Source organism: Streptomyces sp. NPDC005775 (assembly GCF_042871565.1).
Taxonomy (GTDB): Bacteria; Actinomycetota; Actinomycetes; order Streptomycetales; family Streptomycetaceae; genus Streptomyces.
Genome location: NZ_JBIAIU010000003.1, coordinates 412,529 through 436,406, shown reverse-complemented (window position 1 = coordinate 436,406; position 23,878 = coordinate 412,529). Strand labels below are relative to the sequence as shown.

The following is a 23,878-nucleotide window of genomic DNA, read 5'->3' as shown; positions in this document are numbered from 1 at the left end:
ATGGGCGCTCAGCTTCGCGTTTACAAGCGCCGCATCCAAGCCGTCACCGCGACCAAGAAGATCACCAAGGCGATGGAGATGATCGCCGCCTCGCGCATCGTCAAGGCGCAGCGCAAGGTGACGGCGTCCATGCCGTACGCCACCGAGCTCACCCGCGCGGTGACCGCGGTGGCCACCGGCTCCAACACCAGGCACCCGCTCACCACCGAGGCCGAGGCCCCGGCACGGGCCGCGGTCCTGCTCCTCACGAGCGACCGCGGTCTGGCCGGCGGCTACTCCTCCAACGCCATCAAGGCCGCGGAGAAGCTGCGGGAGCGGCTGGCGGCCGAGGGCAAGGAGGTCGACACGTACATCGTCGGCCGTAAGGGTGTCGCCTACTACGGGTTCCGTGAGCGCAAGGTCGCGGAGTCGTGGACCGGCTTCACCGACAGCCCGGAGTACGCGGACGCCAAGAAGATCGCCGCGCCCCTGATCGAGTCCATCACCAAGGACACGGCCGAGGGTGGCGTCGACGAGCTGCACATCGTCTACACCGAGTTCGTGTCGATGATGACGCAGAACGCGGTCGACGGCCGGATGCTGCCGCTCTCGATCGACGAGGTAGCGAAGGAGAGCACGGAGAAGGACGAGATCCTTCCCCTGTTCGACTTCGAGCCGTCGGCCGAGGACGTCCTTGACGCCCTTCTGCCGCGCTACGTCGAGAGCCGCATCTACAACGCACTGCTGCAGGCTGCCGCTTCCGAGCACGCCGCCCGCCGCCGCGCGATGAAGTCGGCGACCGACAACGCCGGGGATCTGATCAAGAGCCTCTCCCGGCTTGCCAACGCGGCCCGCCAGGCCGAAATCACCCAGGAAATCAGCGAGATCGTCGGCGGTGCAGGTGCGCTGGCCGACGCGTCCGCGGGGAGTGACAAGTAATGACGACGACAGTTGAGACGGCCGCTGCCACGGGCCGCGTCGCCCGGGTCATCGGCCCGGTCGTCGACGTGGAGTTCCCCGTCGACGCGATGCCGGAGATCTACAACGCCCTGCACGTCGAGGTCGACGACCCGGCCGAGGCCGGCGCTCGTAAGCTGCTGACCCTCGAAGTCGCCCAGCACCTGGGTGACGGCGTGGTCCGCGCGATCTCGATGCAGCCCACCGACGGTCTGGTCCGCCAGGCCCCGGTGACCGACACGGGCAAGGGCATCATGGTGCCCGTCGGTGACATCACCAAGGGCAAGGTGTTCAACACCCTCGGTCAGATCCTGAACGAGCCGGAGGCCGAGGCGCAGATCACCGAGCGCTGGCCGATCCACCGCAAGGCCCCGGCCTTCGACCAGCTCGAGTCGAAGACCGAGATGTTCGAGACCGGCCTGAAGGTCGTCGACCTGCTGACCCCGTACGTCAAGGGCGGCAAGATCGGTCTGTTCGGTGGTGCGGGCGTCGGCAAGACGGTCCTCATCCAGGAAATGATCATGCGTGTGGCGAAGCTGCACGACGGTGTGTCGGTGTTCGCCGGCGTCGGTGAGCGCACCCGTGAGGGCAACGACCTCATCGACGAGATGACGGACTCGGGCGTTCTGGAGAAGACCGCGCTGGTCTTCGGTCAGATGGACGAGCCGCCGGGCACGCGTCTTCGCGTGGCCCTGTCCGCCCTGACCATGGCGGAGTACTTCCGCGATGTGCAGAAGCAGGACGTGCTGCTCTTCATCGACAACATCTTCCGCTTCACGCAGGCCGGTTCCGAGGTCTCCACGCTGCTCGGCCGCATGCCGTCCGCGGTGGGTTACCAGCCGACCCTGGCCGACGAGATGGGTGTGCTCCAGGAGCGCATCACCTCGACGCGTGGTCACTCGATCACCTCGATGCAGGCGATCTACGTTCCCGCGGACGACCTGACCGACCCGGCCCCGGCCACCACGTTCGCCCACCTCGACGCGACGACGGTTCTCTCCCGTCCGATCTCCGAGAAGGGCATCTACCCGGCCGTGGACCCGCTGGACTCCACGTCCCGCATCCTGGACCCGCGTTACATCGCGCAGGACCACTACGACACGGCCAGCCGCGTCAAGGGGATCCTGCAGAAGTACAAGGACCTCCAGGACATCATCGCGATCCTCGGTATCGACGAGCTCGGCGAGGAGGACAAGCTCGTTGTCCACCGTGCCCGTCGCGTCGAGCGCTTCCTGTCGCAGAACACCCACGCCGCCAAGCAGTTCACCGGCCTGGACGGTTCGGACGTTCCGCTCGACGAGTCGATCGCCGCGTTCAACTCGATCTGTGACGGGGAGTACGACCACTTCCCCGAGCAGGCGTTCTTCATGTGCGGTGGCATCGAGGACCTCAAGGCCAACGCCAAGGAGCTCGGCGTCTCCTGAGCCTCCGGCTCACCGAGGGGGGTGGGTGTGTCCCACCCCCCTCACCACGCCCCGTAGAATTGACCCAACACCCGGCACGACCGCCGGGTGGTGACCCGAGGAGCCACCCTTGGCTGCTGAGCTGCATGTCGAGCTGGTCGCCGCGGACCGCAGTGTCTGGTCCGGCGAGGCCACCCTCGTTGTCGCACGTACGACGTCCGGCGACATCGGCGTCATGCCCGGTCACCAGCCGCTCCTGGGTGTGCTGGAATCGGGCCCGGTGACGATCCGTACGAGCGATGGCGGCACTGTCGTCGCCGCGGTGCACGGAGGCTTCATCTCCTTCGCCGACGACAAGCTCTCGCTGCTGGCGGAGATTGCCGAGCTGGCGGACGAGATCGATGTCGAGCGCGCGGAGCGTGCGTTCGAACGTGCGAAGTCGGACACGGACGGCGCTGCGGAGCGCCGCGCCGATGTGCGACTGCGTGCGGTGGCGGTGCACTAGTCACCCCGCGAAACGGTTTTACCCTCAGCCGCGGCCCGTTCCGGAGACTCTCCGGACCGTGTCGCGGCTGAGGCGATGCAGGTGCAGGTGAAGTTCGGGCGGTATCCGTTTACTCGATGACGCGAGGAGGTCGGTGGAGATGGTCCTCGCGCTGTGGGTGGGCGGACTCGTCGTCGCACTGGTCCTGATGGGTCTCTTCGTCTTCGGTCTGCGCCGGCGGCTGATTCAGCGCTCCGGCGGGACCTTCGACTGCAGCCTGCGATGGAATGTCTCCGAGGAGCCAGATCTGTCGGGCAAGGGCTGGGTGTACGGGGTCGCCCGGTACAGCGGCGACAAGGTGAACTGGTTCCGGGTCTTCAGCTATTCGCCCCGCCCGCGCCGGGTGCTGGAGCGCGCCTCGATCGAGGTGGTCGCCCGCCGGCTGCCCGAGGGTGAGGAAGAACTCGCACTGCTCTCCGACGCCGTCGTGCTCGGCTGCCTCCACCGGGAGACCCGCCTGGAGCTGGCGATGAGCGAGGACGCCCTCACCGGATTCCTCGCCTGGCTGGAGGCGGCACCGCCCGGCCAGAGGGTGAACGTGGCCTGAGGCCACACGCACGGCATACGAAAACCGGGGAGACAGGGGGCGGACCTGTCTCCCCGGCGTTTTCGGGGGTTACGCGATGGGGTGTGCGGTGGGGACTACTGGAGACCGCTGTGCATCGCGCTCACGAGCTCACCGTTGCCGGTGTCCCCGCTGAACTCCCAGAAGAACGCGCCTCCCAGGCCCTGGTTCTTCGCCCAGGTCATCTTGGACGAAATGGTGGCGGGGGTGTCGTAGCTCCACCAGTTGGTGCCGCAGTGCGCGTACGCGGTGCCGGCGATGGTGCCGGTCGTGGGGCAGCTGTTCTTGAGGACCTTGTAGTCCTCGATGCCCGCCTCGTACGTGCCCGGGGCCGCGCCGGTGGCGGTGCCGCCGGGTGCGTCCTGCGTGACGCCGGTCCAGCCGCGGCCGTAGAAGCCGATGCCGAGCAGCAGCTTCGAGGCCGGGACGCCCTGGGCCTTCAGCTTGGCGATGGCCTCGGCGGCGGTGAAGCCGGCCTTCGGGATGCCGCTGTACGACGTGAGCGGGGAGTGCGGGGCCGTCGGGCCCTTCGCGTCCCAGGCGCCGAAGAAGTCGTACGTCATCACGTTGTACCAGTTCAGCGACTGCGCGGCGCCCGCGTAGTCGGCGAGGTCGATCTTGCCGCCCTGCGAACCGTCGGCCGTGATGGCCGCGGTCACCAGGTTGCTGCTGCCGAACTTGGTGCGCAGCGCGGAGGTGAGGGCCTTGAGCGAGGCCGGGCCGCTGGTGTCACAGGTCAGACCGCAGGCGTTGGGGTACTCCCAGTCGATGTCGATGCCGTCGAAGACATCGGCCCAGCGGGGGTCCTCCACCAGGTCGTAGCAGGACTGGGCGAACGCGGCCGGGTTCTGCGCGGCCTGGCCGAAGCCGCCGGACCAGGTCCAGCCGCCGAAGGACCACAGGACCTTGATGTGGGGGTACTTCGCCTTGAGCTTGCGCAGCTGGTTGAAGCTGCCGCGCAGGGGCTGGTCCCAGGTGTCGGCGACGCCGTCGACGGACTGGTCGGCGGTGTACGCCTTGTCGTAGTCGGCGTACGAGTCACCGATGGTGCACTTGCCGTTCTGGACGTTGCCGAAGGCGTAGTTGATGTGCGTGATCTTCGCGGCCGAACCGGAGGTGTCCAGGTTCTTGACGTGGTAGTTCCGGCCGTAGACGCCCCACTCGGCGAAGTAGCCGAGGTTGACCTTGTCGCCGGTGCCCGTGCCGGGGTCGGTGCCCCCGCCGCCGGTGGTGTGCACCTTGACCGCGCCGCTGGCCGGGCCGGTCTGGTCCGCGGTGTCCCGGGCCTTCACGGTGTACGAGTAGTCGGTACCCGCGGTGAGGCCGGTGTTCGTGTACGTGGTGCCGGTGACCGTGGCGACGACGGCGCCGTCCCGCAGGACGTCGTAGTTCTTGATGCCGTGGTCGTCGGTGGCGGCGCTCCAGCTGATCTTCGCCGAGGTGTCGGTGATGGCGCTCGCGGTGGGGGTGCCCGGCGCCGAGGGGGCGTTGTCGCCGGGGACACTGCCGCCGTCGCAGGAGGCGCCGTTCAGCTTGCAGCCGGTGGCCGCGCCACCGCCGGAGCCGGTGCCGTTGAAGCCGAAGGAGACGCTGGCGCCGGGGGCGACCGAGCCGTTCCAGCCGACGTTCTTGGCGGTCCAGTGGTTACCCGTGTGGGTGACGGTGGCGTCCCAGGCGGAACCCACACCGGTGCCGGAGGGGAAGTCCCACTCGATGGTCCAGGAGCTGAGGGCGGTGGTGCCGGTGTTCTTCACCGTCCACTGGCCCTCGAAGCCGGTGCCCCAGTCGGACTTCTTGGTGTACGTGGCGGTCGCCGATGTGGCGGCCTCGGCCGGGGAGGCCAGGCCGACCAGCGCGGCGAGCGGAAGGAGCAGTGCGGTGAGGCCCGCGACTGCTCGGGATCTGGTGGCTTTTCCGGCCCCGAATCTGAATCGGGTCCGGCGGGGGGTCTCAGTGCTCAACGGTGCTCCTCGGGTGGGGTCCGGCCGAACGGGGATGGTTCGTGGACTGCAAACCCTGCGCCGCCCTGAGCCCGTCTTGTCATGGCGGGCTCACCGCAGTGTGCTCGGTGAGATTAGGAAGGTCTGGACCAATCGTCAAGAGGTCTGGACCAAAGTTCGGAGACGGGTCCGGATAAACCTCAGATGCCCAACTCCTGTGCCAGCACGGCTGCCTGGACCCGGCTGCGCAGTTCCAGCTTCCCCAGCAACCGGCTGACGTGCGTCTTCACCGTCGCCTCGGCCATCGACAGCCGCACCGCGATCTCCGCGTTCGACATCCCCTCCCCGAGACAGCCGAGCACCTCGCGCTCGCGCCGGGTGAGCACGTCCAGGACCGCCCTGTCGGGGCTCCCCGGCTGCTGGGGAGGCGTCGACCCCGCGAACTCCGCGATCAGCCGGCGCGTCACCGACGGGGCGATCAGCCCTTCGCCGCCCGCCACCGTGCGGACCGCGTCGATCAGCCCGCGCGCCTCCGTGTCCTTCAGCAGGAAGCCCGACGCCCCGGCCCGCAGCGCGCCGAACACGTAAGCGTCCAGGTCGAACGTCGTCAGCACCAGTACGTCCGCCAGCCGCTCCGCGACCACCTGCTTCGTCGCGGACACCCCGTCGAGCCGGGGCATCTGGATGTCCATCAGCACCAGGTCCGGGCGCAGTTCGCGAGCCATCCGGACGGCCTCCTCGCCGTCACCGGCCTCACCGACGACCTCGATGTCCGGTGCGCTGCCCAGGATGAGGACCAGCCCCGCCCGTACCGCCGACTGGTCCTCGGCGACCAGAACCCGGATCGTCATGCCTTCACTCTTCCTTCCTCCACGGGCAGCCGCGCCCGTACCTGCCAGATCCTCGGCCCGCCCCCGGTGGACACGGGCCCCGCCTCGAACTCCCCGCCGAGCAGCGCCACTCGCTCCCGCATCCCGATCAGACCGGCCCCCGACCCCGGGGCGCGCGGCCCGGGCCGCTCCCCGAGGACGCTGCCGACCTCCACCGTCAGCCGTCCTCCCGTCAGCCCCAGCCGCACCGTGACCGGGCCCGGCGCGGCATGCTTCAGCGCGTTGGTGAGGGATTCCTGGACGATGCGGTACGCCGCGAGCTCGACCGGTGCGGGCAGTCGGCCGGGATCGGTGCGGGCGTCGTCCAGGGTGCAGACGAGCCCGCTGGAGGTGGCGTTCGTACGGTGCTGCTCGATGAGGGCGTCCAGCGAGCCGAGGGTCGGCGAGCTGCTCGGCTCCGGATCCGCGGCACCGGTGCGCAACAGCCCGATCAGACGGCGCATTTCGGCCAGACCGTCGACGCTGTTCTCGCGGATGACGCCGAGGGCGTCACGGGAGGTCTCCGGGTCGTCGATGGAGAGCGCGGCGGTGGAGTGGATGGCGATCGCGGAGAGGTGGTTGGCGACCATGTCGTGCAGTTCGCGGGCCATCCGGGCGCGTTCGGCGGTCACGGCCTGCACGCGGTCCATCTCCGCCAGCAGAGCGGTCTGATCGGCCCGCAGCCGGGCGGTCTCCGCGGCGTCGCGGTGGTTGCGCACGCTGACGCCGGTGAGCGCGGGCGCGAACGAGATCAGACCGATGACGATGCCGAAGAGCAGCGCCTCGGCATCGCGGAACCAGGCCAGGAAGCCGATCGCGCCCGCGACGGTGATCAGGAAGGTGACCACCGGGATGCGGCGGGCGGCCGCCGGGCTCCCGTACAGCACGGCGGCGTACATCAGGTCGGTGTACATCAGCAGGGTCGCCAGGTTCCCGCGGGTGAACTGGTCCGCGACCAGGGCGAGGGTGCCGATGACCAGTGCCGTCTTCGGCGCGCTCCGGCGCAGCAGCTCCGCCCCCGACGTCACGGCGAGCGGAATGAGCGCGAGCAGGGGCGCGTCGAGGAGGCGGCCGGTCTGCATGTGCAGACCGAGCAGCGACAGGACGGTTCCGCCGAGCAGCCCGATGACCGCGATCAGGACGTCGCTGCGGTGGGGCCGGGCCGGGCGGGCGATGGGGAACACCCTCCCATCCAACACGTCAGGTCCCCGGCACACCTCCGTACCCGGAGTGAACCGCCACTACATCGAAGGATGCAGTGGGCTTTCGTCACCGCGGGCGATGAACCGGGGCGGCGACGCCGCGAGGCTGGGAGGGAGGGGAAGGAGAGGGACGTGATCGTCACACTGATCGTGCTCTGCGAGATCGGCTTCTGGGTGCTGCTGGCCGCCGGGCTCGCGCTGCGTTACGCGGCGAAGATGCCGCGGCTGGGCGCCACCGTGCTGCTGTGCGAGCCGCTGCTGGAGGTCGTCCTGCTGGTGGTGACGGCCATCGACCTGAAGAACGGGGCCGAGCCGGACTGGAAGCACGGACTGGCCGCGGTGTACATCGGCTTCACGCTGGGCCTCGGGCACTCCACCATCAAGTGGATCGACGCCCGGGTCGCGCACCGGTTCGCGGGCGGTCCGCCGCCGGTGAGGCCGCCCAGGTACGGGATGGCACGGGCGGCGCACGAGTGGCGGGTGGCCGGTCGCTGGACGGTGGCCTCGGTGACGGCCCTGGCTCTGCTGCAGGCGGCGGTCTGGTACGTGGGAGGAGACGGGGACACGGCGTCGCTGCGGGCGTGGCAGGAGAAGATGCTGTTCCTGATCGGCATCAACCTGGTGATCGCGGGGAGCTACACGCTGTTCCCGAAGCGGGAGCCCGACAGGGGTGCGAAGCGGCTGGGGGGCCCGCCCGCGGGATGAGGTCTCGCGGGCGGGCCCGTGCGTGCTCGGTCAGCGCTCGCCGCCCGGCACCCACAGCACGTCGCCGAGCTCCTTGTTCGCCACCCGGGCGAGGATGAACAGCAGGTCCGAGAGCCGGTTGAGGTAGGTGGCCGTCAGGGGGTTCATCACCTCGCCGTGCACCTCCATCGCGGCCCAGGTGGACCGCTCCGCACGCCGGACCACCGTGCACGCCTGGTGCAGGAGCGCGGCGCCCGGGGTACCGCCCGGCAGGATGAAGCTGCGCAGCTTCTCCGTCTGCTCCAGGAAGTGGTCGCAGTCCGCCTCCAGCTTGTCGACGTAACTCTGCTCGACCCGCAGCGGCGGGTACTTCGGCTCCTCGACGACCGGCGTCGACAGGTCCGCGCCCACGTCGAACAGGTCGTTCTGCACACGGACGAGGACCTTGACGACCTCCTCACCCAGCTGCCCGAGCGCGATCGCCGTGCCGATGACCGCGTTGGCCTCGTTGGCGTCGGCGTACGCGGAGATCCTCGGATCGGTCTTGGCGGTCCGGCTCATGTCGCCGAGGGCGGTGGTGCCGGTGTCGCCGGTGCGGGTGTAGATGCGTGTCAGATTGACCATGGGGCCAGCCTAGTGAAGAGGGTCCGGCGGACCCCCTATGCCCCGGCCCTCCTGAAGACGCGTGTGCCCACCGTCACGGCGAGCGCCGCGAATCCGAGGGCGACCAGGACGCCGTACAGCATGTGGGCCGTGGCGTAAGAACCCACGTACGCGTCCCGCACCGCGTCCACTAGGTAGCGGAACGGTGTGAAGTGCGACAGCACGTCCAGCCACCGGGGGCCCAGCGTCATCGGCAACATCAGCCCGGAGAGCAGCATCGCCGGCATGGTGAGCGAGTTGATCACCGGTCCGAACTCCTGCGGCGTACCGACCTTCATGGCCAGCGCGTACGAGAGCGAGGCCAGCGAGACCGTCAGCAGACCGACGAAGGCGAAGCCGATCAGCACACCGGGCAGCGGTGCGCGCAGCCCCATGAGTACGGCGACGAGCACCAGCAGCACCGCCTGGAACATGAACAGCAGCGCATCGCGCAGGACCCGCCCCAGCAGCATGGCCAGTCGGCTGACGGGGGTGACCCGCATCCGCTCCACGACCCCGGTCGACTTGTCGATGATGATGGCGAATCCCGCGAACGAGGCGCCGAACAGGCCGAGCTGGAGCAGCAGTCCGGGCACCAGTACCTGCCAGGAGTCACCGGCCGGACCGAGTGGCAGACCGGTGAGCAGCGGGCCGAAGAAGAGCAGGTGGAGCAGCGGCATGAGGATGCCGAAGAGGATCTGGAAGCGGGAGCGCAGGGTCTGCCGGGCATAGCGCCCGAAGACGAGCGCGGTGTCGTGGAGAAGCATCGGACTCAATTTCCTGGACGTCGGCGGGAGTTGCGTCGGCGGGTTCCTGGACAACGACGGGAGTGGCGTCGGCGGGTTTCCTAGACGGCGACGGGAGTGGCGTCGGTGGGGGCGGGGGAGCGGCCGGTGATCGCCAGGAAGGTGTCCTGGAGGGAGGCGGCGGACGAGCCGGCGTGCCGCGTCTTCAGTGCGGCGGGGGTGCCCTCGGCCACGACCAGGCCGCCGTCGATGACGACGAGCCGGTCCGCGAGTGCGTCGGCCTCGTCGAGGTAGTGGGTGGTGAGCACGACGGTCGTGCCGTACGTGTCGCGCAGCCGGCGCACCAGCTCCCACAGATCGGTGCGGCTGCCGGGGTCCAGCCCGGTGGTCGGTTCGTCGAGGAAGAGCACGGCCGGGCGGTGGGTGAGCCCCATCGCGATGTCGAGCCGCCTGCGCTGGCCGCCGGAGAGCGTGAGCGTCCTGCGGTCGAGGAGTGCGGTCAGGCCCAGCTCGGCGGCGAGTTCCGCGGCCCGGGCCGCGGCCGCGTCCTTGCCGAGCCGGTAGAGCCGGCCCTGGGTGACCAGCTCCTCCCGGACGCTGATGTGGGGGTCGACGCCGCCCGACTGGGCCACGTATCCGCAGTTCTTCCGGACACCCGCCGGGTCGGTGAGCAGGTCGCAGCCGGCGACGGTGGCCGCGCCGCCGGTGGGGGCGAGCAGGGTGGTGAGCATGCGCAGGGTGGTGGTCTTGCCCGCTCCGTTGGGGCCGAGGAGACCGACGATCTCGCCGGCCGTGACCGTCATGTCGACGGAACGTACGGCCTCCACGGGGCCGGTCTTCGCGGTGAAGGTCCGGGCGAGCCCGGCCGTGCTGATGATTGGCATAGTGACCACAGAAACAGAGTCACTTAAAAATTGCAATGACACCAAAGATTCAGAGACCCCAGGGAGGCCTACGATGGGGCCATGGCTGAGGGACTCAGGGAGCGCAAGAAGCGCCGGACCAGGCAGCACCTCTCGGACGTGGCCACCGGTCTCTTCCTGGAGCGGGGCTTCGACGCGGTCACGATCGCCGAGATCGCCCGCGCCGCCGACGTCTCGGTGAACACGGTGTACAACTACTTCCCGACCAAGGAGGACCTCTTCCTCGACCGCAGCAGCGGCATCGTCGACCGCCTCTCGCGGTACGTCCGGGGCCGGGACGAGGGCGAGTCCGCAGCCGACGCCGTCCTGCGCGAACTGCGCGTCCAGGTCGAGGGTGTGTCGCCCACCGTCGGCCTGATGGAGGGCTACGAGCGGTTCATGCGGGTCATCGAGGGCGCGGACAGTCTCAAGGCCCGCCTCTGGCATGTTCAGCAGGAGGCCCTCCAGCACCTGGAGGCGACTCTTCAGGAGGAGTGCCGGCCCGAGCCGGGGGACCGGACGGCGGTCCTGGTGGCCGGTCAGCTCGCCTGGGTGCACGCCACACTCATGGCGTACATCGGCGGGGAGATGGTGGCGGGCCGCAAGGCCGCCGAGGTGTCACGCGACGCCCTCGTCCTGCTCGACGACATCGAGGACCTGCTGGGCGAAAGGGTGCTCAACTACGCCCGGCGCGCCGCCGAATGACGCGCCCCGGTGTGATGTCCGTCATTTGAGACGTGACGCGCATCTCTTCACCGCCCCAGCGTCCCTCACGGGTACTAACCTCCGCCGGAGAGCAAGGAACAAGAACCGCCGAGAATGCATAGGGGTGCCAACGTGGCCAGGAAGCTCGCCGTCATCGGCGCCGGACTCATGGGGTCCGGTATCGCGCAGGTCTCCGCCCAGGCGGGCTGGGACGTCGTGCTGCGTGATGTCACCGACGCGGCCCTGACCCGCGGCCGTGACGGCATCAAGGCCTCCTATGACCGGTTCGTCTCCAAGGGCAAGCTCGCCGAAGCCGACGCCGGGGCGGCGCTCGCCCGCATCACCACGACCACCGATCTCGACGCGGTCGCCGACGCGGACGTCGTCGTCGAGGCCGTCTTCGAGAAGCTGGAGGTGAAGCACGAGATCTTCCGGGCCCTCGACAAGATCGTCCGGGACGACGCCGTGCTCGCCTCCAACACGTCCGCCATCCCGATCACCAAGATCGCGGCCGTGACGGAGCGCCCGGAGCGCGTCGTCGGTGTGCACTTCTTCTCGCCGGTTCCGATGATGCAGCTCTGCGAACTCGTACGCGGTTACAAGACCAGCGACGAAACCCTCGCCGCCGCGCGGGAGTTCGCCGAGTCGGTCGGCAAGACCTGCATCGTGGTCAACCGCGACGTGGCCGGCTTCGTCACCACCCGGCTGATCTCGGCGCTCGTCGTCGAGGCCGCCAAGCTGTACGAGTCGGGTGTCGCCTCGGCCGAGGACATCGACATCGCCTGCAAGCTCGGTTTCGGCCACGCCATGGGGCCGCTCGCCACCGCGGACCTGACCGGCGTCGACATCCTGCTGCACGCCACCGGCAACATCTACACCGAGTCCCAGGACGAGAAGTTCGCCGCCCCGGAACTGATGCGCCGAATGGTCGACGCAGGTGACATCGGGCGCAAGAGCGGGCAGGGCTTCTACACCTACTGATCGTTTTCGGTCCCCGGTTGCCTGATCCGCCGTCGATCAGGTCCGGGGCTTCGGGAGGGCCGGCGTCCGGTACCAGTGGATCCGCACGTGGATCCGCAGGGTCCACTGCGCGCCGGGGTCACTCCACGGAGTGAATTCGGTATCGGTTCGCTTACAGACGGCAACTTCCCTGTCGTTGCCGCAGTCAGTTGGGGCAGAGACAGTTTCAGACAGACCGGCCATGCCACGGAGCATTCCAGGGGAGCGCATATGCACATCAGGGGCGACCACGCCGAGCTGGTCGTCGGGGGCCGCCTCGACGTCCGAAGCGCGGCGGACGCCCGTACGGTCCTGCACTCGGCCCTCGACGACGGAGTCGGCGACCTGGTGCTCGACCTGACCGAGCTGGATTCGTGGGACGCGACGGGACTGGGCGTCATCATGGGAGCGCACCGCCGGGCCGGGCGTGCCGGGCGGCGGCTGGTGCTCCGGGGCGTACCGCCGCAGATGCAACGGTTGCTCGTGGCCACCAGACTGCACCGCATTCTGGCCATCGAGGGCGGAATCGCCGCGGAATCCCTGCCGCGCGTCTGAACGACACCTTCCCTCCGGGGGCGCGGTCGGAACCACACAATCCTCACGAGACCGTGATCTGTGGGACGGCGTCGCACCCCGGATGTTCGTAGATACTGTGCGAAGGTTTAGGGTTCGGCCGTCTGCCGATTGACGGACCCACCTGGCGGACACCGGACCGGAAGCGACAGCTGGGCGTGCGAGGCCGGGAGGGGCAACCGTGCTCGACGCGTCTTGGGGGCTTTGGCGATGGACCCGACACACCGGGGGCCGGAAGAGTTCGGCCATGACAGCAGCGACTTCACCGAGGAATCAGGCCGGCGCCGTCCCTCCCGTGATCCGCTGACGCCTGATTTCGGTCAGCAAACACCGCAACAGGCCCGCATCGTCCCGCTCATATCCGGCGACCTCCTGCTCACCGTCAACCCGGTCGACGGCAGCGAGGTCGAACCCTGCCCGCCCGGTGAGCAGCCGGCCGCGCCCGTCCGCCGCACCCCGGCGGAGCGGGCCGACCGTGAGCGGGCCACCGCGCCCCCCGTCCCGCCGGGCCCGCCGGTCCCGCAGCTCCCGCTCCTGCAGCGCGAGGACGCACGCGAACGGCTGATGCGCCTGCTGGCCCGCGGCCGCTCCGTACGACTCACCGGGCCGGCCGGTTCCGGCCGGACCGCGCTGCTGAACGCCGTCGCCGCCGACTGCGCGGAACTCGCCCCCGACGGAGTCGTCCGGCTGAACGGCCACAAGCGCACCGTGGCCGACCTGCTGCACGGACTCTTCGAAGCCGTGCACGACGCGCCGCTGCACCGCCCCGACCGGGAGCTGCTGCTGGAGAAGCTGCGCACGACCGGCGCCGTCGTCGTCCTCGACGACCTGGAGTTCGGCGGCGCGGCCCTGGACGAACTGCTCGACGCGACACCCGAATGCGCCTTCCTGATGGCCGCGACACCCGATGTCGCCGCGCCCGGACCCGACTCCCACCTCGAAGAGGTCCTCCTCGCCGGCCTCGACCGCGGTGCCTCGATCGATCTCATGGAGAGGGTGGTCGAGCGCAAGCTCACCGAGGAGGAGGCCAACTGGGCGGGCGACCTCTGGTTCGAGTCCGAGGGTCTTCCGCTGCGTTTCGTCCAGGCGGGCGCCCTGCTGCGCCAGCGCGACCTGCTGAGCACCGACCCGACCGCGTACGACGAGTACGGATACCTGGAGAACCGGCCCGTCGAGGAATCGCCGGCGGACGAGGACGCAGTCGCCGCGGAGGCGGCGGACGTACCGCTGCCCAGCCTCGGCGAGGGCGCCGCGCCCGCCGCGCTGCTCGGCTCACGGCTGAGCGCGGCCGCACGCGACACCCTGCGCTTCGCGGTCGCCCTCGGCGGTGAGGTGCCGCACCAGGCGCACCTGCCGGCGCTCGTGGGGGACACCCACGCCGACGCGGCGCTCGGTGAACTGGCCGGCTGCGGACTGCTGTCCCCGGCCGGCTCCCGCTACCGGCTGGCCGCCGGGGTCCTCGCCCAGCTGGAGGCCGCCGGATACGGCGACGACGCCACGGAGCGGGCGCGAACGGTGGCCCAGCACTACGCCTGGTGGGCCGGCCACCCCTCCGTCACGCCCGCACGGGTGGTGGCGGAGTCCGACGCCATCGTCGCGGCGATGGCACAGCTCGTGCCGGGGGACGGGGCCGGGCAGACCAGCGTCGCCGTGCTGCTGGCCCGCAGCGCCTCGCCCGCCCTGGCCGCCGGGCTGCACTGGAGCGCCTGGGAGAGGTCCCTGCGGATCGGCCAGGAGGCGGGCCGGATCGCCGGTGAGGTCGCCGAAGAGGCTTACTTCCACCATGAGTTGGGCGTGCTCGCCCTCTGCACCGGCAACCTCGACCGGGCCAGGGCCGAGCTGGAGACATCCATCAGCATGCGGGGGGCGCTCGCCGACAAGTCCGGTGCGGTGGCCGGGCGGCGGGCGCTCGCCCTGGTCGAGGACCGCTCAGGCGGACCGGCCGCGGGTGGTGTCGCGGCGACCGACGTGATGCCGGCCGGCCGCTTCGACGCGTCGCCGCCTCGTGGGCTGCCGACCGTCATACCCGTGTCGATGCCGCGGACGTACCCGGACGAGACGGTCGTCGTGCCCCGCCGCAGCGCACCGCCGGTCACCGCCGGACTGAGCAGTGGCGGACGCTTCGCGGTACTCGGTGGGGCCCGGCGCAATCTCGTCGCCGCCGGAGCGGGCGTGCTGCTCGCCGGGGTGCTCGGCACGGTGGTGACCCTCGGGCTCACCTCGAACAGCGAACCGCAGGGTGGCGACCCCGGGGGTTCGACCGAGCAGTCGGTGACCGAGGGCGGCGAGACGCAGGAGGAGTCGCCGGCCGAGGAGACCACGGACGGCGCGACTCCCTCCGCCGGGACGTCGGGTTCGGCGTCGTCGCCGGCGACGCCCGGGCCGTCGGGGAGCGGGTCCGCGCCGGCGGGCGGGAGCGGGGCGACCTCCCCGGGGGCCACGGTCTCGGAGACCGCTCCGTCGTCGCCGGACGAGCCGTCCTCGGACGGGCCTTCGCCGTCGCGTACGACGACGAAGTCACCCGGGCCGACGAAGTCGACCACGCCTCCGGCCAGTGAGTCTCCGTCGCCGACCGAGACGGAGACGGAGACCAGCGAGCCTCCGACTCCCACGGACACGGCGACGACGCCCGAGTCGTCGGACTCGGCGAGTGGGCCGTCCGGGCCGGACGCGAGTCCGTCGCTGACCTGAGCCGGGACGCCCTGGCGGACGCGTTGTCCGCAATCTCCGGACGGGCCTCACACGTGTGCGCCCGTCCGGAGAGATGTCGCCCCGGCTCCGGCGAGAGGATTCCGTCCTCAAACGCCGGACGGGCTCGACATGGCTGAGTGGGGCCTGAAATCGCCGGACGGGCTCGAGGAGTCGGACGGGCTTCGGGCAGGCAGGCGGGTCAGAACAGGCGGAGCTTGTCGTCCTCGATGCCGCGCATCGCGTTGTAGTCGAGGACCACGCAGCCGATGCCGCGGTCCGTCGCCAGGACGCGGGCCTGGGGCTTGATCTCCTGGGCGGCGAAGATGCCCTTCACCGGTGCCAGGTGGGGATCGCGGTTGAGGAGCTCCAGGTAGCGGGTCAGCTGCTCCACGCCGTCGATGTCGCCGCGCCGCTTCAGCTCGACCGCCACGGTCTGCCCGTCGGCGTCACGGCACAGGATGTCGACGGGGCCGATCGCGGTGAAGTACTCGCGGCGGATGAGGGTGTAGCCCTCGCCGAGCGTCTCGATCCGGTCGGCGAGCAGTTCCTGGAGGTGCGCTTCCACGCCGTCCTTGATCAGGCCGGGGTCGACGCCCAGCTCGTGGGACGAGTCGTGGAGGATTTCCTCCATCGTGATGATCAGTTTTTCGCCCGCCTTGTTCACCACGGTCCAGATGCCCGCGGTGTCGTCGGCGCCCTCCTTCAGGGTGCAGGGCGGCGACATCCAGTTGAGCGGTTTGTACGCCCTGTCGTCGGCGTGAATCGACACGCTCCCGTCCGCCTTCACCAGGATCAGACGGGGAGCGGAGGGCAGGTGGGCCGTGAGCCGGCCCGCGTAGTCCACGGAGCAACGGGCGATGACGAGACGCATGGTCGACAACGCTACTCGACGACAGGTGCTCGACGCGATTCACCCACCCGTCACTCCATCCCCGCCCCGGAGTGACGCTTTCTGGCTTGCCCCTCTTTGAACCCCTTCGTTATTGGCCGGTTGTGTTCCCAATCTCCTGGTGCGGCCCGGACTGCGCCCTTACCGTGGATGCAGGAGGTCGCCGTGCGTGCACGCTGCGTCGCCGTCCTTCTTCCCTGCCCGTAAGGCTCCGGCACTCTGCCGGGGTCGCGAGAGGAGAACCCATGTCGCTCGACGTCTCACCGGCGCTGTTGGAACAGGCCGAGCGAGGCGAGGTCGACGAAGCCGACTTCGTCGACTGCGTCCGGACCTCCCTGCCCTACGCATGGGAGATGATCAGCTCGTTGGTGGCACAGCTGAAGGTCGACGGCGGGCAGTTCGCCGACAACCAGACGCCGCCGCCCAACGAGCAGGCACGTGGTCAGCTGCTGCGTGCGCTCGCGAGTGATGCGATACGCGGCGCGCTGCAGCGGCACTTCGGAGTGCGCCTGGCATTCCAGAACTGCCACCGCGTCGCGGTGTTCCCGCTGGACGCCTCGGTCGACGACCGACTGGCCAAGTTCACCTCGGTGAGGGGCCAGTTGCTCAACCAGTCGCCCGAACTACGGGACTGCTGAACGCTTCTGCTGCCGTTCCGGGCCGCGGGAGGTGCGACTGGTCCGGGGCGGCAGCTCCCGCACGTACACCGTGAAACCTCCGTGCGGGGGTCATTCGAGGAGGGGCAGTACCTCGGTGCCCAGCCGCGCTACGTTCTCCTCCGTGGCGACGAGATCTCCGGAACCCTCCACCAGCAGCGCGAAGCGGGTGATCCCCGTGCGCTCCGCCGTGGCCGCGAGGCGGTCCGCGGCGAGCCGGGGCGGGCCCACCGGATGAAGCCCGCACAACAGCTCCGTGTAGCCGACCGGGTCGCGCATCACCCGGTGCCGGCCGTCCACCGTCACATGAGCCTCCAGCCCCTGCCGCAGCCAGCCGGGCATCGCCTTCACGAGCGTCTCCCGGGCGTCGTCGGTACGGTCCGCGATCTGTGCGACCCCCGCGGACACGTGCCCCGCCTCCCGTACGCTCTCCGGCGAACGGCCCGCCGCGAGCGCGCAGGAGCGCCAGAGGGCGACCATCTCGGCCTTCTCCTCGTCCCCGCAGTGCATCCCGAGCAGCATCGGCAAGCCGTTCTCGGCGGCGAGTTTCACGCTCTTCGGCGAGGTGCACGCGACGATCACCTCGGGGCCCCCGGGGCTCTCCCCGCTCTCCGCGTCGAGCAGTTCGTCGGCCCGGGGGACCACCGCCACCTCGCGGAAGCCGTAGCGCTCCCCGCGGCCCGCCACCCGCGCCTCGCGCAGCCAGTCGAGCAGCAGCCCCAGGGACTCCGGGAAGCCGTGCTCGTACGCCTCCAGGCCGCCGCCGAACACCTCCAGGTCGATCCACGGCCCGCCCCGGCCCACACCGAGCGTGAACCGGCCGCCACTGGTGAGGTGGAGCAGCGCGGCCTGCTCGCCGAGCGCGACCGGATGCTGGGTCGGCAGCACGCTCACCGCCGTACCGACACGAATCCTGCGCGTGCGTCCGAGCAGCAGCGCTGCCAGCGTCACGGCGGACGGGCAGACCCCGTACGGCACGAAATGATGTTCGGCCAGCCAGACCGAGTCGAGTCCGGACTCCTCCGCGACCTCGGCGGACCGGATCGCGCGGTGCAGCGCCTCACCCGGCCCCTGCCCCGGAAACTGGGCTGCCAGTACGAACGTTCCCACACGCATCGCCAGATACCTCCTTGCGGCCGACGCGGCTCTCCCCTACTGGCAACAACGTCTGACACGTGCCAAGGGCACGGTCCAACGGGAAGTTGTTGCGATTTTCCGGTAACCCGTCCCGTCCCGGGCGGTGCGGGACGTGTGCCCCCGCCGAATGGCCCTACGCTTGACGGGAACTGCCCGGTCCGCCCTGTGAGGTGTCACGTGTCCCCGCGCCGCAACCGCCCCCGAGGCGGCGAGAGTCCCACCGCCAGCGCGAGCGCGGCGGGGGACCGGTACGGCGGCGGAGGGCGCTCCGAGGAGTGGCAGGGCGAGGAGTGGTCGGTCCGCCCGGTGAGCGGCGCGAGCGCGGCGGGCAAGCGTTACCGCTGCCCCGGCTGCGACCAGGAGATCCCCTCGGGCATCCCGCACCTCGTGGCCTGGTCCCAGTACGGCGGGATCGACGACCGCAGGCACTGGCACAAGGCCTGCTGGAACGCGAGGGACCGCCGCACCACACGGGTGCAGCGGTCCAGGAACGCGCCTCGGCACTGAACGGCCGCCGGGCGGCCGCCGGCGTCAGACGTCGCGCTTGTCCATCACCAGGTAGGCGCCGCCCAGGGCCACGGCGGTCACCCCCAGCATGATCCACAGCGGATCCCAGCCGGACGGCCCGCCGGACGACGTGACCGAGTTGTCGTAGAAGATGCTGAGCTGGTTGGGGATCGAGTACTCCAGGAGCCACTCCTGGATCGACCGCAGTGAATCCGAGAACATGAAGATGGCCAGCACGAGCGGCAGCAGCACCACGCCGATCATGATGGTGATCGCGCCGGCCGAGTGCCGGATCAGCGCCCCGACGGCCAGCGAGAGCAGCCCCAGCGTCGCGAGGTAGAGACCCACCCCGACCGTGCCGCGCAGCCACTCGTCCCCGGAGGGGGCCTCGCCGTCCAGGATGGACGTCTGGAGCAGGGCGACGATCGTGGTCATCACGGTCGTCAGGACGAAGGTGAGCAGGAAGAAGACGATCGCCTTCGCGCTGAGCACCCTGGCCCGGCTCGGGGAGGCCGTCAGCGTCGTACGGATCATGCCGGTGCCGTACTCCGACGCGATGGTCATCACGCCGAGCGTGATCACGCAGATCGTTCCCAGCAGCACGCCGAAGAAGCCGAGGCTGAGGACCGGCGTGGTGCCGATGTCGGCGTCGGAGGCGCTGACCGCGACCGCGGACAGCACGCCGATGACGAGCAGCAGCACGATCATGACGCCGAGCGTCCACATCGTGGAGCGCACGGACCGGATCTTGGTCCACTCCGAGGCGAGCGCGTCGCCGAGGGTGGCGGGGCGCACCGGGATCGGTGAGGTGTAGTAAGCGGTTTGCATGCCCTGCCCGTGCTGCTGGGGCGCGGGGGGCTGCTGGTACGCCTGCTGCTGGTACGGCGCCTGCGGCGTGGGCGGCGTGGACGGCGTTGTCATCGGGAGTCCTCGCTGGTCTCGCGCTCGGTCAGGTCTGCGGGGGGTCCGGGGGGCGCTGCCGGGGCCGGGGCAGGAGCGGCGGGGACCGCGGGAGCGGCCGGGGCGGCTGCCGGTGCAGCGGGGGCCTGGGCGGCCGCGTACGGGTTCTGTCCGGGCGGCGGCGGGGCGTACCAGCCCTGCTGCGGAACCTCGGGGACGCTCTGCTGCGGCGGGGCGTACCCCGGCTGCGGCCCGTATCCGCCGGGCGGCGGCGGCGCCTGCAGGTGGGCCACCTGGTCCGCCGTCGAACGGTAGTCCACGGCGCCCTGTGTCATCCGCATGTACGCCTCCTCCAGCGAGGCCTGGTGCGGCGAGAGCTCCCACAGCCGGACGTCGGACTCATGGGCCAGATCGCTGATCCGCGGCAGCCTGAGCCCGGTGATCCGCAGGGCCCCGTCCGGCTCCGACAGAACCTGGCCGCCCGCCTCGGTGAGCGTGGCCGTGAGCTTCTCGCGCTGCTCGGGTTTGTCGTCCGAGACCCGGACCCGTGCGAAATCGGCCGAGTTGGCGGAGATGAAGTCCGTGATGCTCATGTCGGCCATCAGCTGACCGCGGCCGATCACGATCAGATGGTCCGCGGTGAGGGCCATCTCGCTCATCAGATGGCTGGAGACGAAGACCGTACGGCCCTCGGACGCCAGCATCTTCATCAGATTGCGGACCCAGAGGATGCCCTCCGGGTCCAGACCGTTGACCGGCTCGTCGAAGAGCAGCACCTGCGGGTCGCCCAGCAGAGCCGCCGCGATGCCCAGACGCTGCCCCATGCCCAGCGAGAAGCCCTTGGACCGCTTCGAGGCGACCTGCTGGAGGCCGACGACGCCCAGCACCTCGTCGACCCGGGCAGCCGGGATACCGGCCAGCTGGGCGAGCGAGAGCAGGTGGTTGCGGGCGCTGCGCCCGCCGTGCACGGCCTTGGCGTCCAGAAGGGCGCCCACCTGACGCGGCGCGTTCGGCAGATTGCGGAATTCGTGTCCGCCGATGGTCGCCCGGCCCGCCGTCGGCCGGTCCAGACCGAGGATCATCCGCATCGTCGTCGACTTGCCCGACCCGTTGGGACCGAGGAACCCGGTGACGGTGCCGGGCCGCACCTGGAAGGAAAGGTTGTACACGGCCGTCTTCGCGCCATAGCGCTTGGTCAGGCCGACTGCCTCGATCATGCTCCAGCCCCATCGACTTATCTGTCGTCGGGGCACAGGCCGTCGGCCGCACGCCCCCCGTATGAGTGAGGAGGATAACCAGGCCCTGACGGTTCCGGCCAAGTCGTCACGGGGCGAGTCTCTTCCGGTTCCCCTCTTCGACAGCCCTTGCGGGGCCCCTCCCGGGGCCGTGGGCCGTGGCCCACGACACACGGTCAGGCGTCGCGCTTCTTGAGTACGAGGAAGCCGCCGAACACCGCGGCAGCCACCCACGCCACCATGATCAGCAGCCCGGCCCACGGCCCGTACGGAGCCGGATCGCTGTTCATCGCGTCGGGCACCACCTGCATGATCTTGGAACCGGCCTGGTCCGGGAAGTACTGGGCGACGCTCTTCGCGCCCGGGACGGCCGACAGGATCTGCGAGACCAGGAAGAAGAAGGGCATCAGGATGCCGAGCGACAGCATGGAACTGCGCAGCATCGCCGCCACCCCCATGGAGAAGAGCGCGATCAGCCCCATGTAGAGCCCGGCGCCGAAGACCGCCCGCAGCACGTTGTCCTCGCCGATGCCGATGCCGTGGTCACCGAGCAGGGCCTGGCCGAGGAAGAACGAGACGAAACTGGTGACCATCCCGACCACCAGGGCCAGTACGCCGGCGACCAGCATCTTGCTGAACAGGAAGGTGGCGCGTTGCGGCACGGCCGCCAGGGAGGTGCGGATCATGCCGGAGCTGTACTCCGTACCGACCACCAGGACACCGAAGACGACCATCGCCAGCTGACCGAGGATCATGCCGGAGAAGCTGATGAACGTGGGGTCGAACGTGGCCCGCTCCGCGTCGGAGAGGTCGTCGAACTGGGAGTTCATCACCGCGCAGAGCGCCGCGCTCATCGCGACGGTGACGGCGAACGCGCAGATCAGCGTCCAGGTCGTCGAGGAGACCGTACGGATCTTGGTCCATTCGGAGGTCAGGACCGCGGGTACCGACGCCATCGTCGTCACGCTCCCGTTCCGGTGCCGGAACCGCCGGAACCGCCGGGAACCCCCGGGGTGCCGCCGGGCGGCTGGTCCCACTGATCGCCCCAGTGCGGCCCCACCGGCGGCGGCGGGGTCCCCCGCTCCGAGTGGGCGTGGTACTCCACCGAGTCCGCCGTCATCTGCATGAACGCCTCCTCCAATGAGGCCCGCTGGGAGCTCAGCTCGTGCAGCACGATCGTGTGCCGGGCGGCGAGCTCGCCCAGGGCCTCGGTGGTGGCGCCGTCGATCTCGAGCGTGCCGTTGCCCGACTCGACCGCGACGAGGCCCTCCGCGTGCAGGACGTCCCGCAGCCGTTCCTGCTGCGGGGAGCGCATGCGCACATAACTGCGGGAGTTCTGATGGATGAAGTCGGCCATCGAAGTGTCGGCGAGCAGCCGGCCCTGCCCGATCACGATCAAATGGTCCGCGGTCAGCGCCATTTCACTCATCAGGTGAGAAGAGACGAAGATCGTCCGGCCTTCCGCGGCGAGTGTCTTCATCAGATTGCGGATCCAGTGAATTCCCTCGGGGTCCAGACCATTGACGGGTTCGTCGAACATCAGGATCTCGGGATCACCGAGCAGCGCCGCCGCGATTCCCAGGCGCTGGCCCATACCGAGGGAGAACCCTTTGGACTTCTTCTTCGCCACCGCGGTCAGACCGACGGTGTCGAGGACCTCCGCCACCCGGCTCTCCGGGATCCGGTTGCTCTGGGCGAGACAGAGCAGGTTGTTGTAGGCGCTGCGGCCGCCATGCATCGATTTGGCGTCCAGGAGCGCGCCGATGTACTTCAGGGGCTCGGACAACTCGCGGTAGTGCTTGCCGTCGATGCGCACCGATCCGCTGGTGGGGTTGTCGAGATCGAGCATCATCCGCATCGTGGTGGACTTGCCTGCCCCGTTCGGTCCCAGAAAACCCGTCACCATCCCCGGCTTGATCCGGCACGACAACTGATCGACGGCAACCTTGTTGCCGAAGCGTTTGGTGAGGCCATCGAGCTCGATCATGCGTTCACGCTAGAACGGCCGCGCGCCCGGCGCCACCACAAAGGCGGAACCGGGCGCGCGAGGGCTGGACCGTACAGGTGATCAGCGGGTCTGCTGCGCCGGGACGCCGCGGGAGGCGGGCTCCTCGTCGGCGGGGGAGCCGGCGGCGGCCACCGCGGCACCCGTCAGCGTCGCCAGCATCTCGCGGACGTTGGTCAGCTGCGCGTTGATCGAGTCGCGGCGGTTGGTGAGCGCAGCCAGCTCGCGCTCGGATTCGCTGCGGATCCGGTCGGCCTTCGCGTTGGCGTCGGCCACGATGTCCTCGGCCTGGCGCTGCGCGGTCTCCACCGTCTGACGGGCGCGGCGCTCGGCGTCCGTGCGGAGCTTCTCGGCCTCCAGGCGGAGCTGCTCGGCGCGGTGCTCGATCTCGGCCAGACGCTTCTCGGCCTTGGCCTGACGGGCCGCGAGGTCACGCTCCGACTGGTCGCGGCGCTTGGCCAGGTTGGTCTCGAAGTCCGCGGCGGCCTGGGCGGCCTTGGCGCGGGTCTCCTCGAAGAGGGCGTCGGCCTCCTCGCGCTTCTGGGCCGCGTCCTTCTGCGCGTCCGAGCGCAGCGTGGTGGCCTCACCCTGGGCCTTCTCGACGATGCGGACGCCGTCGTCCTCGGCCTTGGACTTGCGCTCGGCGGCGAAGGTCTCGGCGTCGTTGCGCACCTGCTGGGCGGCGGACTCGGCGAGCTCACGGTGCTGCTCGGCGGCGCGACGGGCCTCCTCACGCAGGTCCTTGGCCTCCTCCTCGGCCAGGCGGAGAATCTTCTCCACCCGCGCGCCGAGGCCGGCGTACGACGGTTCCGCGTCGCTCACCTGTGCCTGGGCGTTCTGCGTTTCGAGGTGGAGTTCCTCGATGCGCTTTTCCAGAGACGTGATGCGGGAGAGAGCACTATCACGGTCGGCGACGATCTTGGTAATGCGGTCATCCACCTGACCGCGGTCGTAACCACGCCGCACGAGCTCGAAGCCGAAGGGGGAGGAAGGGTCACTCATGGGGTTCCTGTCGAAGTGAGACCGGTGAGGTGATAGAGGGAATCCTAGGGGTCAGAACGGCGTGTCATCGAGCGGATGCCCGTTTGATCTGGAGAATGACACCCCTTTTGAGTGGCTAACCCCCGTAACCCTTGCCACTCGGAGGG

At 69.9% G+C, this 23,878-nt stretch carries 24 protein-coding genes; 11 read left to right on the top strand and 13 right to left on the bottom strand.

All coding sequences use genetic code 11. The features are described from left to right. The 4 genes from ACFYPA_RS09310 (at position 1) to ACFYPA_RS09295 (ending at position 3,430) form a co-directional block, all read left to right on the top strand. Positions 1 to 918 carry a F0F1 ATP synthase subunit gamma gene (locus tag ACFYPA_RS09310; protein ID WP_389130778.1) on the top strand — a complete coding sequence of 306 codons (918 nt, stop codon included), beginning with the start codon at positions 1 to 3 and terminating at the stop codon, positions 916 to 918. Beyond that, positions 918 to 2,360 (top strand): F0F1 ATP synthase subunit beta, encoded by a 1,443-nt coding sequence (atpD, locus tag ACFYPA_RS09305; protein WP_359077199.1) that lies wholly within the window; start codon positions 918 to 920, stop codon positions 2,358 to 2,360. Before ACFYPA_RS09310 ends, atpD begins: the two co-directional genes overlap by 1 nt. Positions 2,361 to 2,469: 109 nt before the next feature. After that, positions 2,470 to 2,844 carry a F0F1 ATP synthase subunit epsilon gene (locus ACFYPA_RS09300; RefSeq protein ID WP_359077201.1) on the top strand — a complete coding sequence of 125 codons (375 nt, stop codon included), beginning with the start codon at positions 2,470 to 2,472 and terminating at the stop codon, positions 2,842 to 2,844. Between the two features lie 139 nt (positions 2,845 to 2,983). Beyond that, positions 2,984 to 3,430 (top strand): DUF2550 domain-containing protein, encoded by a 447-nt coding sequence (locus tag ACFYPA_RS09295; RefSeq protein WP_359077796.1) that lies wholly within the window; start codon positions 2,984 to 2,986, stop codon positions 3,428 to 3,430. A 95-nt stretch (positions 3,431 to 3,525) separates the two neighbouring features. Here ACFYPA_RS09295 and ACFYPA_RS09290 read toward each other — a convergent pair whose 3' ends face one another. The 3 genes from ACFYPA_RS09290 to ACFYPA_RS09280 form a co-directional block, all read right to left on the bottom strand. Then, positions 3,526 to 5,409, bottom strand: coding sequence for a glycoside hydrolase family 18 chitinase (locus tag ACFYPA_RS09290; protein ID WP_359077203.1), 1,884 nt, complete (start codon positions 5,407 to 5,409; stop codon positions 3,526 to 3,528). A gap of 179 nt (positions 5,410 to 5,588) precedes the next feature. Beyond that, a complete protein-coding gene (locus tag ACFYPA_RS09285) occupies positions 5,589 to 6,239 on the bottom strand; it encodes a response regulator transcription factor (protein ID WP_359077205.1) in 651 nt (216 codons plus the stop codon). Further along, positions 6,236 to 7,432 (bottom strand): sensor histidine kinase, encoded by a 1,197-nt coding sequence (locus ACFYPA_RS09280; protein ID WP_389131069.1) that lies wholly within the window; start codon positions 7,430 to 7,432, stop codon positions 6,236 to 6,238. The genes ACFYPA_RS09285 and ACFYPA_RS09280 overlap by 4 nt, the downstream gene beginning before the upstream one ends. Before the next feature lie 159 nt (positions 7,433 to 7,591). Here ACFYPA_RS09280 and ACFYPA_RS09275 point away from each other — a divergent pair, with 159 nt between their 5' ends. Further along, a complete protein-coding gene (locus ACFYPA_RS09275; protein ID WP_389130775.1) occupies positions 7,592 to 8,164 on the top strand; it encodes a hypothetical protein in 573 nt (190 codons plus the stop codon). Between the two features lie 30 nt (positions 8,165 to 8,194). On the opposite strand, the gene ACFYPA_RS09270 is transcribed toward ACFYPA_RS09275, so the two are convergent. The 3 genes from ACFYPA_RS09270 to ACFYPA_RS09260 form a co-directional block, all read right to left on the bottom strand. Then, positions 8,195 to 8,767: a cob(I)yrinic acid a,c-diamide adenosyltransferase gene (locus ACFYPA_RS09270; protein ID WP_359077209.1), complete on the bottom strand. Its 573-nt coding sequence runs from the start codon at positions 8,765 to 8,767 to the stop codon at positions 8,195 to 8,197. 35 nt (positions 8,768 to 8,802) lie between these two features. Then, positions 8,803 to 9,552: an ABC transporter permease gene (locus ACFYPA_RS09265; RefSeq protein WP_359077211.1), complete on the bottom strand. Its 750-nt coding sequence runs from the start codon at positions 9,550 to 9,552 to the stop codon at positions 8,803 to 8,805. Positions 9,553 to 9,632: 80 nt separating this feature from the next. Continuing rightward, positions 9,633 to 10,415 carry an ATP-binding cassette domain-containing protein gene (locus ACFYPA_RS09260; RefSeq protein ID WP_359077213.1) on the bottom strand — a complete coding sequence of 261 codons (783 nt, stop codon included), beginning with the start codon at positions 10,413 to 10,415 and terminating at the stop codon, positions 9,633 to 9,635. 81 nt (positions 10,416 to 10,496) lie between these two features. Here ACFYPA_RS09260 and ACFYPA_RS09255 point away from each other — a divergent pair, with 81 nt between their 5' ends. The 4 genes from ACFYPA_RS09255 to ACFYPA_RS09240 all read left to right on the top strand — a co-directional run bounded on the left by ACFYPA_RS09255 (position 10,497) and on the right by ACFYPA_RS09240 (position 15,401). Next, on the top strand, positions 10,497 to 11,138 hold the full coding sequence (locus ACFYPA_RS09255) for a TetR/AcrR family transcriptional regulator (protein ID WP_359077215.1): 642 nt from the start codon (positions 10,497 to 10,499) through the stop codon (positions 11,136 to 11,138). 132 nt (positions 11,139 to 11,270) lie between these two features. Further along, positions 11,271 to 12,119: a 3-hydroxyacyl-CoA dehydrogenase family protein gene (locus tag ACFYPA_RS09250; protein WP_359077217.1), complete on the top strand. Its 849-nt coding sequence runs from the start codon at positions 11,271 to 11,273 to the stop codon at positions 12,117 to 12,119. Between the two features lie 249 nt (positions 12,120 to 12,368). Beyond that, entirely contained in the window at positions 12,369 to 12,692 is a 324-nt protein-coding gene (locus tag ACFYPA_RS09245; protein ID WP_018102617.1) for an STAS domain-containing protein, read from the top strand. 228 nt (positions 12,693 to 12,920) lie between these two features. Next, on the top strand, positions 12,921 to 15,401 hold the full coding sequence (locus ACFYPA_RS09240) for an ATP-binding protein (protein WP_389130770.1): 2,481 nt from the start codon (positions 12,921 to 12,923) through the stop codon (positions 15,399 to 15,401). 199 nt (positions 15,402 to 15,600) lie between these two features. Here ACFYPA_RS09240 and nucS read toward each other — a convergent pair whose 3' ends face one another. Continuing rightward, a complete protein-coding gene (gene nucS / locus ACFYPA_RS09235) occupies positions 15,601 to 16,272 on the bottom strand; it encodes an endonuclease NucS (protein ID WP_359077221.1) in 672 nt (223 codons plus the stop codon). Positions 16,273 to 16,535: 263 nt separating this feature from the next. Here nucS and ACFYPA_RS09230 point away from each other — a divergent pair, with 263 nt between their 5' ends. Beyond that, a complete protein-coding gene (locus tag ACFYPA_RS09230; protein WP_148020754.1) occupies positions 16,536 to 16,928 on the top strand; it encodes an SCO5389 family protein in 393 nt (130 codons plus the stop codon). Between the two features lie 90 nt (positions 16,929 to 17,018). Here ACFYPA_RS09230 and ACFYPA_RS09225 read toward each other — a convergent pair whose 3' ends face one another. Beyond that, a complete protein-coding gene (locus ACFYPA_RS09225) occupies positions 17,019 to 18,062 on the bottom strand; it encodes an LLM class flavin-dependent oxidoreductase (RefSeq protein ID WP_359077223.1) in 1,044 nt (347 codons plus the stop codon). 198 nt (positions 18,063 to 18,260) lie between these two features. On the opposite strand from ACFYPA_RS09225, the gene ACFYPA_RS09220 reads away from it, so the two are divergent. Further along, positions 18,261 to 18,590, top strand: coding sequence for an ATP/GTP-binding protein (locus ACFYPA_RS09220; RefSeq protein WP_389130766.1), 330 nt, complete (start codon positions 18,261 to 18,263; stop codon positions 18,588 to 18,590). Between the two features lie 24 nt (positions 18,591 to 18,614). Here ACFYPA_RS09220 and ACFYPA_RS09215 read toward each other — a convergent pair whose 3' ends face one another. From ACFYPA_RS09215 to ACFYPA_RS09195, 5 genes are all read right to left on the bottom strand, one after another. Next, positions 18,615 to 19,511, bottom strand: a complete 897-nt coding sequence (locus ACFYPA_RS09215) for an ABC transporter permease (protein WP_389130763.1) — start codon at positions 19,509 to 19,511, stop codon at positions 18,615 to 18,617. Continuing rightward, positions 19,508 to 20,707, bottom strand: a complete 1,200-nt coding sequence (locus ACFYPA_RS09210; RefSeq protein WP_359077229.1) for an ABC transporter ATP-binding protein — start codon at positions 20,705 to 20,707, stop codon at positions 19,508 to 19,510. Before ACFYPA_RS09210 ends, ACFYPA_RS09215 begins: the two co-directional genes overlap by 4 nt. Before the next feature lie 194 nt (positions 20,708 to 20,901). Next, positions 20,902 to 21,681, bottom strand: a complete 780-nt coding sequence (locus ACFYPA_RS09205) for an ABC transporter permease subunit (RefSeq protein ID WP_359314191.1) — start codon at positions 21,679 to 21,681, stop codon at positions 20,902 to 20,904. 5 nt (positions 21,682 to 21,686) lie between these two features. Then, complete coding sequence (locus tag ACFYPA_RS09200; protein WP_389130760.1) at positions 21,687 to 22,712, bottom strand: ABC transporter ATP-binding protein; 1,026 nt, start codon at positions 22,710 to 22,712, stop codon at positions 21,687 to 21,689. An 81-nt stretch (positions 22,713 to 22,793) separates the two neighbouring features. Continuing rightward, positions 22,794 to 23,732, bottom strand: a complete 939-nt coding sequence (locus ACFYPA_RS09195) for a cellulose-binding protein (protein ID WP_359077235.1) — start codon at positions 23,730 to 23,732, stop codon at positions 22,794 to 22,796. Between the last annotated feature and the right edge of the window lie 146 nt (positions 23,733 to 23,878).

What these genes read in the sequence shown, in the direction of transcription:
- ACFYPA_RS09310 (WP_389130778.1), top strand. Translation starts at nt 1, where the DNA reads ATGGGCGCTCAGCTTCGCGTTTACAAGCGCCGCATCCAAGCCGTCACC.
- atpD (WP_359077199.1), top strand. Translation starts at nt 918, where the DNA reads ATGACGACGACAGTTGAGACGGCCGCTGCCACGGGCCGCGTCGCCCGG.
- ACFYPA_RS09295 (WP_359077796.1), top strand. Translation starts at nt 2,984, where the DNA reads ATGGTCCTCGCGCTGTGGGTGGGCGGACTCGTCGTCGCACTGGTCCTG.
- ACFYPA_RS09285 (WP_359077205.1), bottom strand. Translation starts at nt 6,239, where the DNA reads ATGACGATCCGGGTTCTGGTCGCCGAGGACCAGTCGGCGGTACGGGCG.
- ACFYPA_RS09270 (WP_359077209.1), bottom strand. Translation starts at nt 8,767, where the DNA reads ATGGTCAATCTGACACGCATCTACACCCGCACCGGCGACACCGGCACC.
- ACFYPA_RS09265 (WP_359077211.1), bottom strand. Translation starts at nt 9,552, where the DNA reads ATGCTTCTCCACGACACCGCGCTCGTCTTCGGGCGCTATGCCCGGCAG.
- ACFYPA_RS09260 (WP_359077213.1), bottom strand. Translation starts at nt 10,415, where the DNA reads ATGCCAATCATCAGCACGGCCGGGCTCGCCCGGACCTTCACCGCGAAG.
- ACFYPA_RS09255 (WP_359077215.1), top strand. Translation starts at nt 10,497, where the DNA reads ATGGCTGAGGGACTCAGGGAGCGCAAGAAGCGCCGGACCAGGCAGCAC.
- ACFYPA_RS09245 (WP_018102617.1), top strand. Translation starts at nt 12,369, where the DNA reads ATGCACATCAGGGGCGACCACGCCGAGCTGGTCGTCGGGGGCCGCCTC.
- ACFYPA_RS09240 (WP_389130770.1), top strand. Translation starts at nt 12,921, where the DNA reads ATGGACCCGACACACCGGGGGCCGGAAGAGTTCGGCCATGACAGCAGC.
- nucS (WP_359077221.1), bottom strand. Translation starts at nt 16,272, where the DNA reads ATGCGTCTCGTCATCGCCCGTTGCTCCGTGGACTACGCGGGCCGGCTC.
- ACFYPA_RS09230 (WP_148020754.1), top strand. Translation starts at nt 16,536, where the DNA reads ATGTCGCTCGACGTCTCACCGGCGCTGTTGGAACAGGCCGAGCGAGGC.
- ACFYPA_RS09225 (WP_359077223.1), bottom strand. Translation starts at nt 18,062, where the DNA reads ATGCGTGTGGGAACGTTCGTACTGGCAGCCCAGTTTCCGGGGCAGGGG.
- ACFYPA_RS09215 (WP_389130763.1), bottom strand. Translation starts at nt 19,511, where the DNA reads ATGACAACGCCGTCCACGCCGCCCACGCCGCAGGCGCCGTACCAGCAG.
- ACFYPA_RS09210 (WP_359077229.1), bottom strand. Translation starts at nt 20,707, where the DNA reads ATGATCGAGGCAGTCGGCCTGACCAAGCGCTATGGCGCGAAGACGGCC.
- ACFYPA_RS09205 (WP_359314191.1), bottom strand. Translation starts at nt 21,681, where the DNA reads ATGGCGTCGGTACCCGCGGTCCTGACCTCCGAATGGACCAAGATCCGT.
- ACFYPA_RS09200 (WP_389130760.1), bottom strand. Translation starts at nt 22,712, where the DNA reads ATGATCGAGCTCGATGGCCTCACCAAACGCTTCGGCAACAAGGTTGCC.
- ACFYPA_RS09195 (WP_359077235.1), bottom strand. Translation starts at nt 23,732, where the DNA reads ATGAGTGACCCTTCCTCCCCCTTCGGCTTCGAGCTCGTGCGGCGTGGT.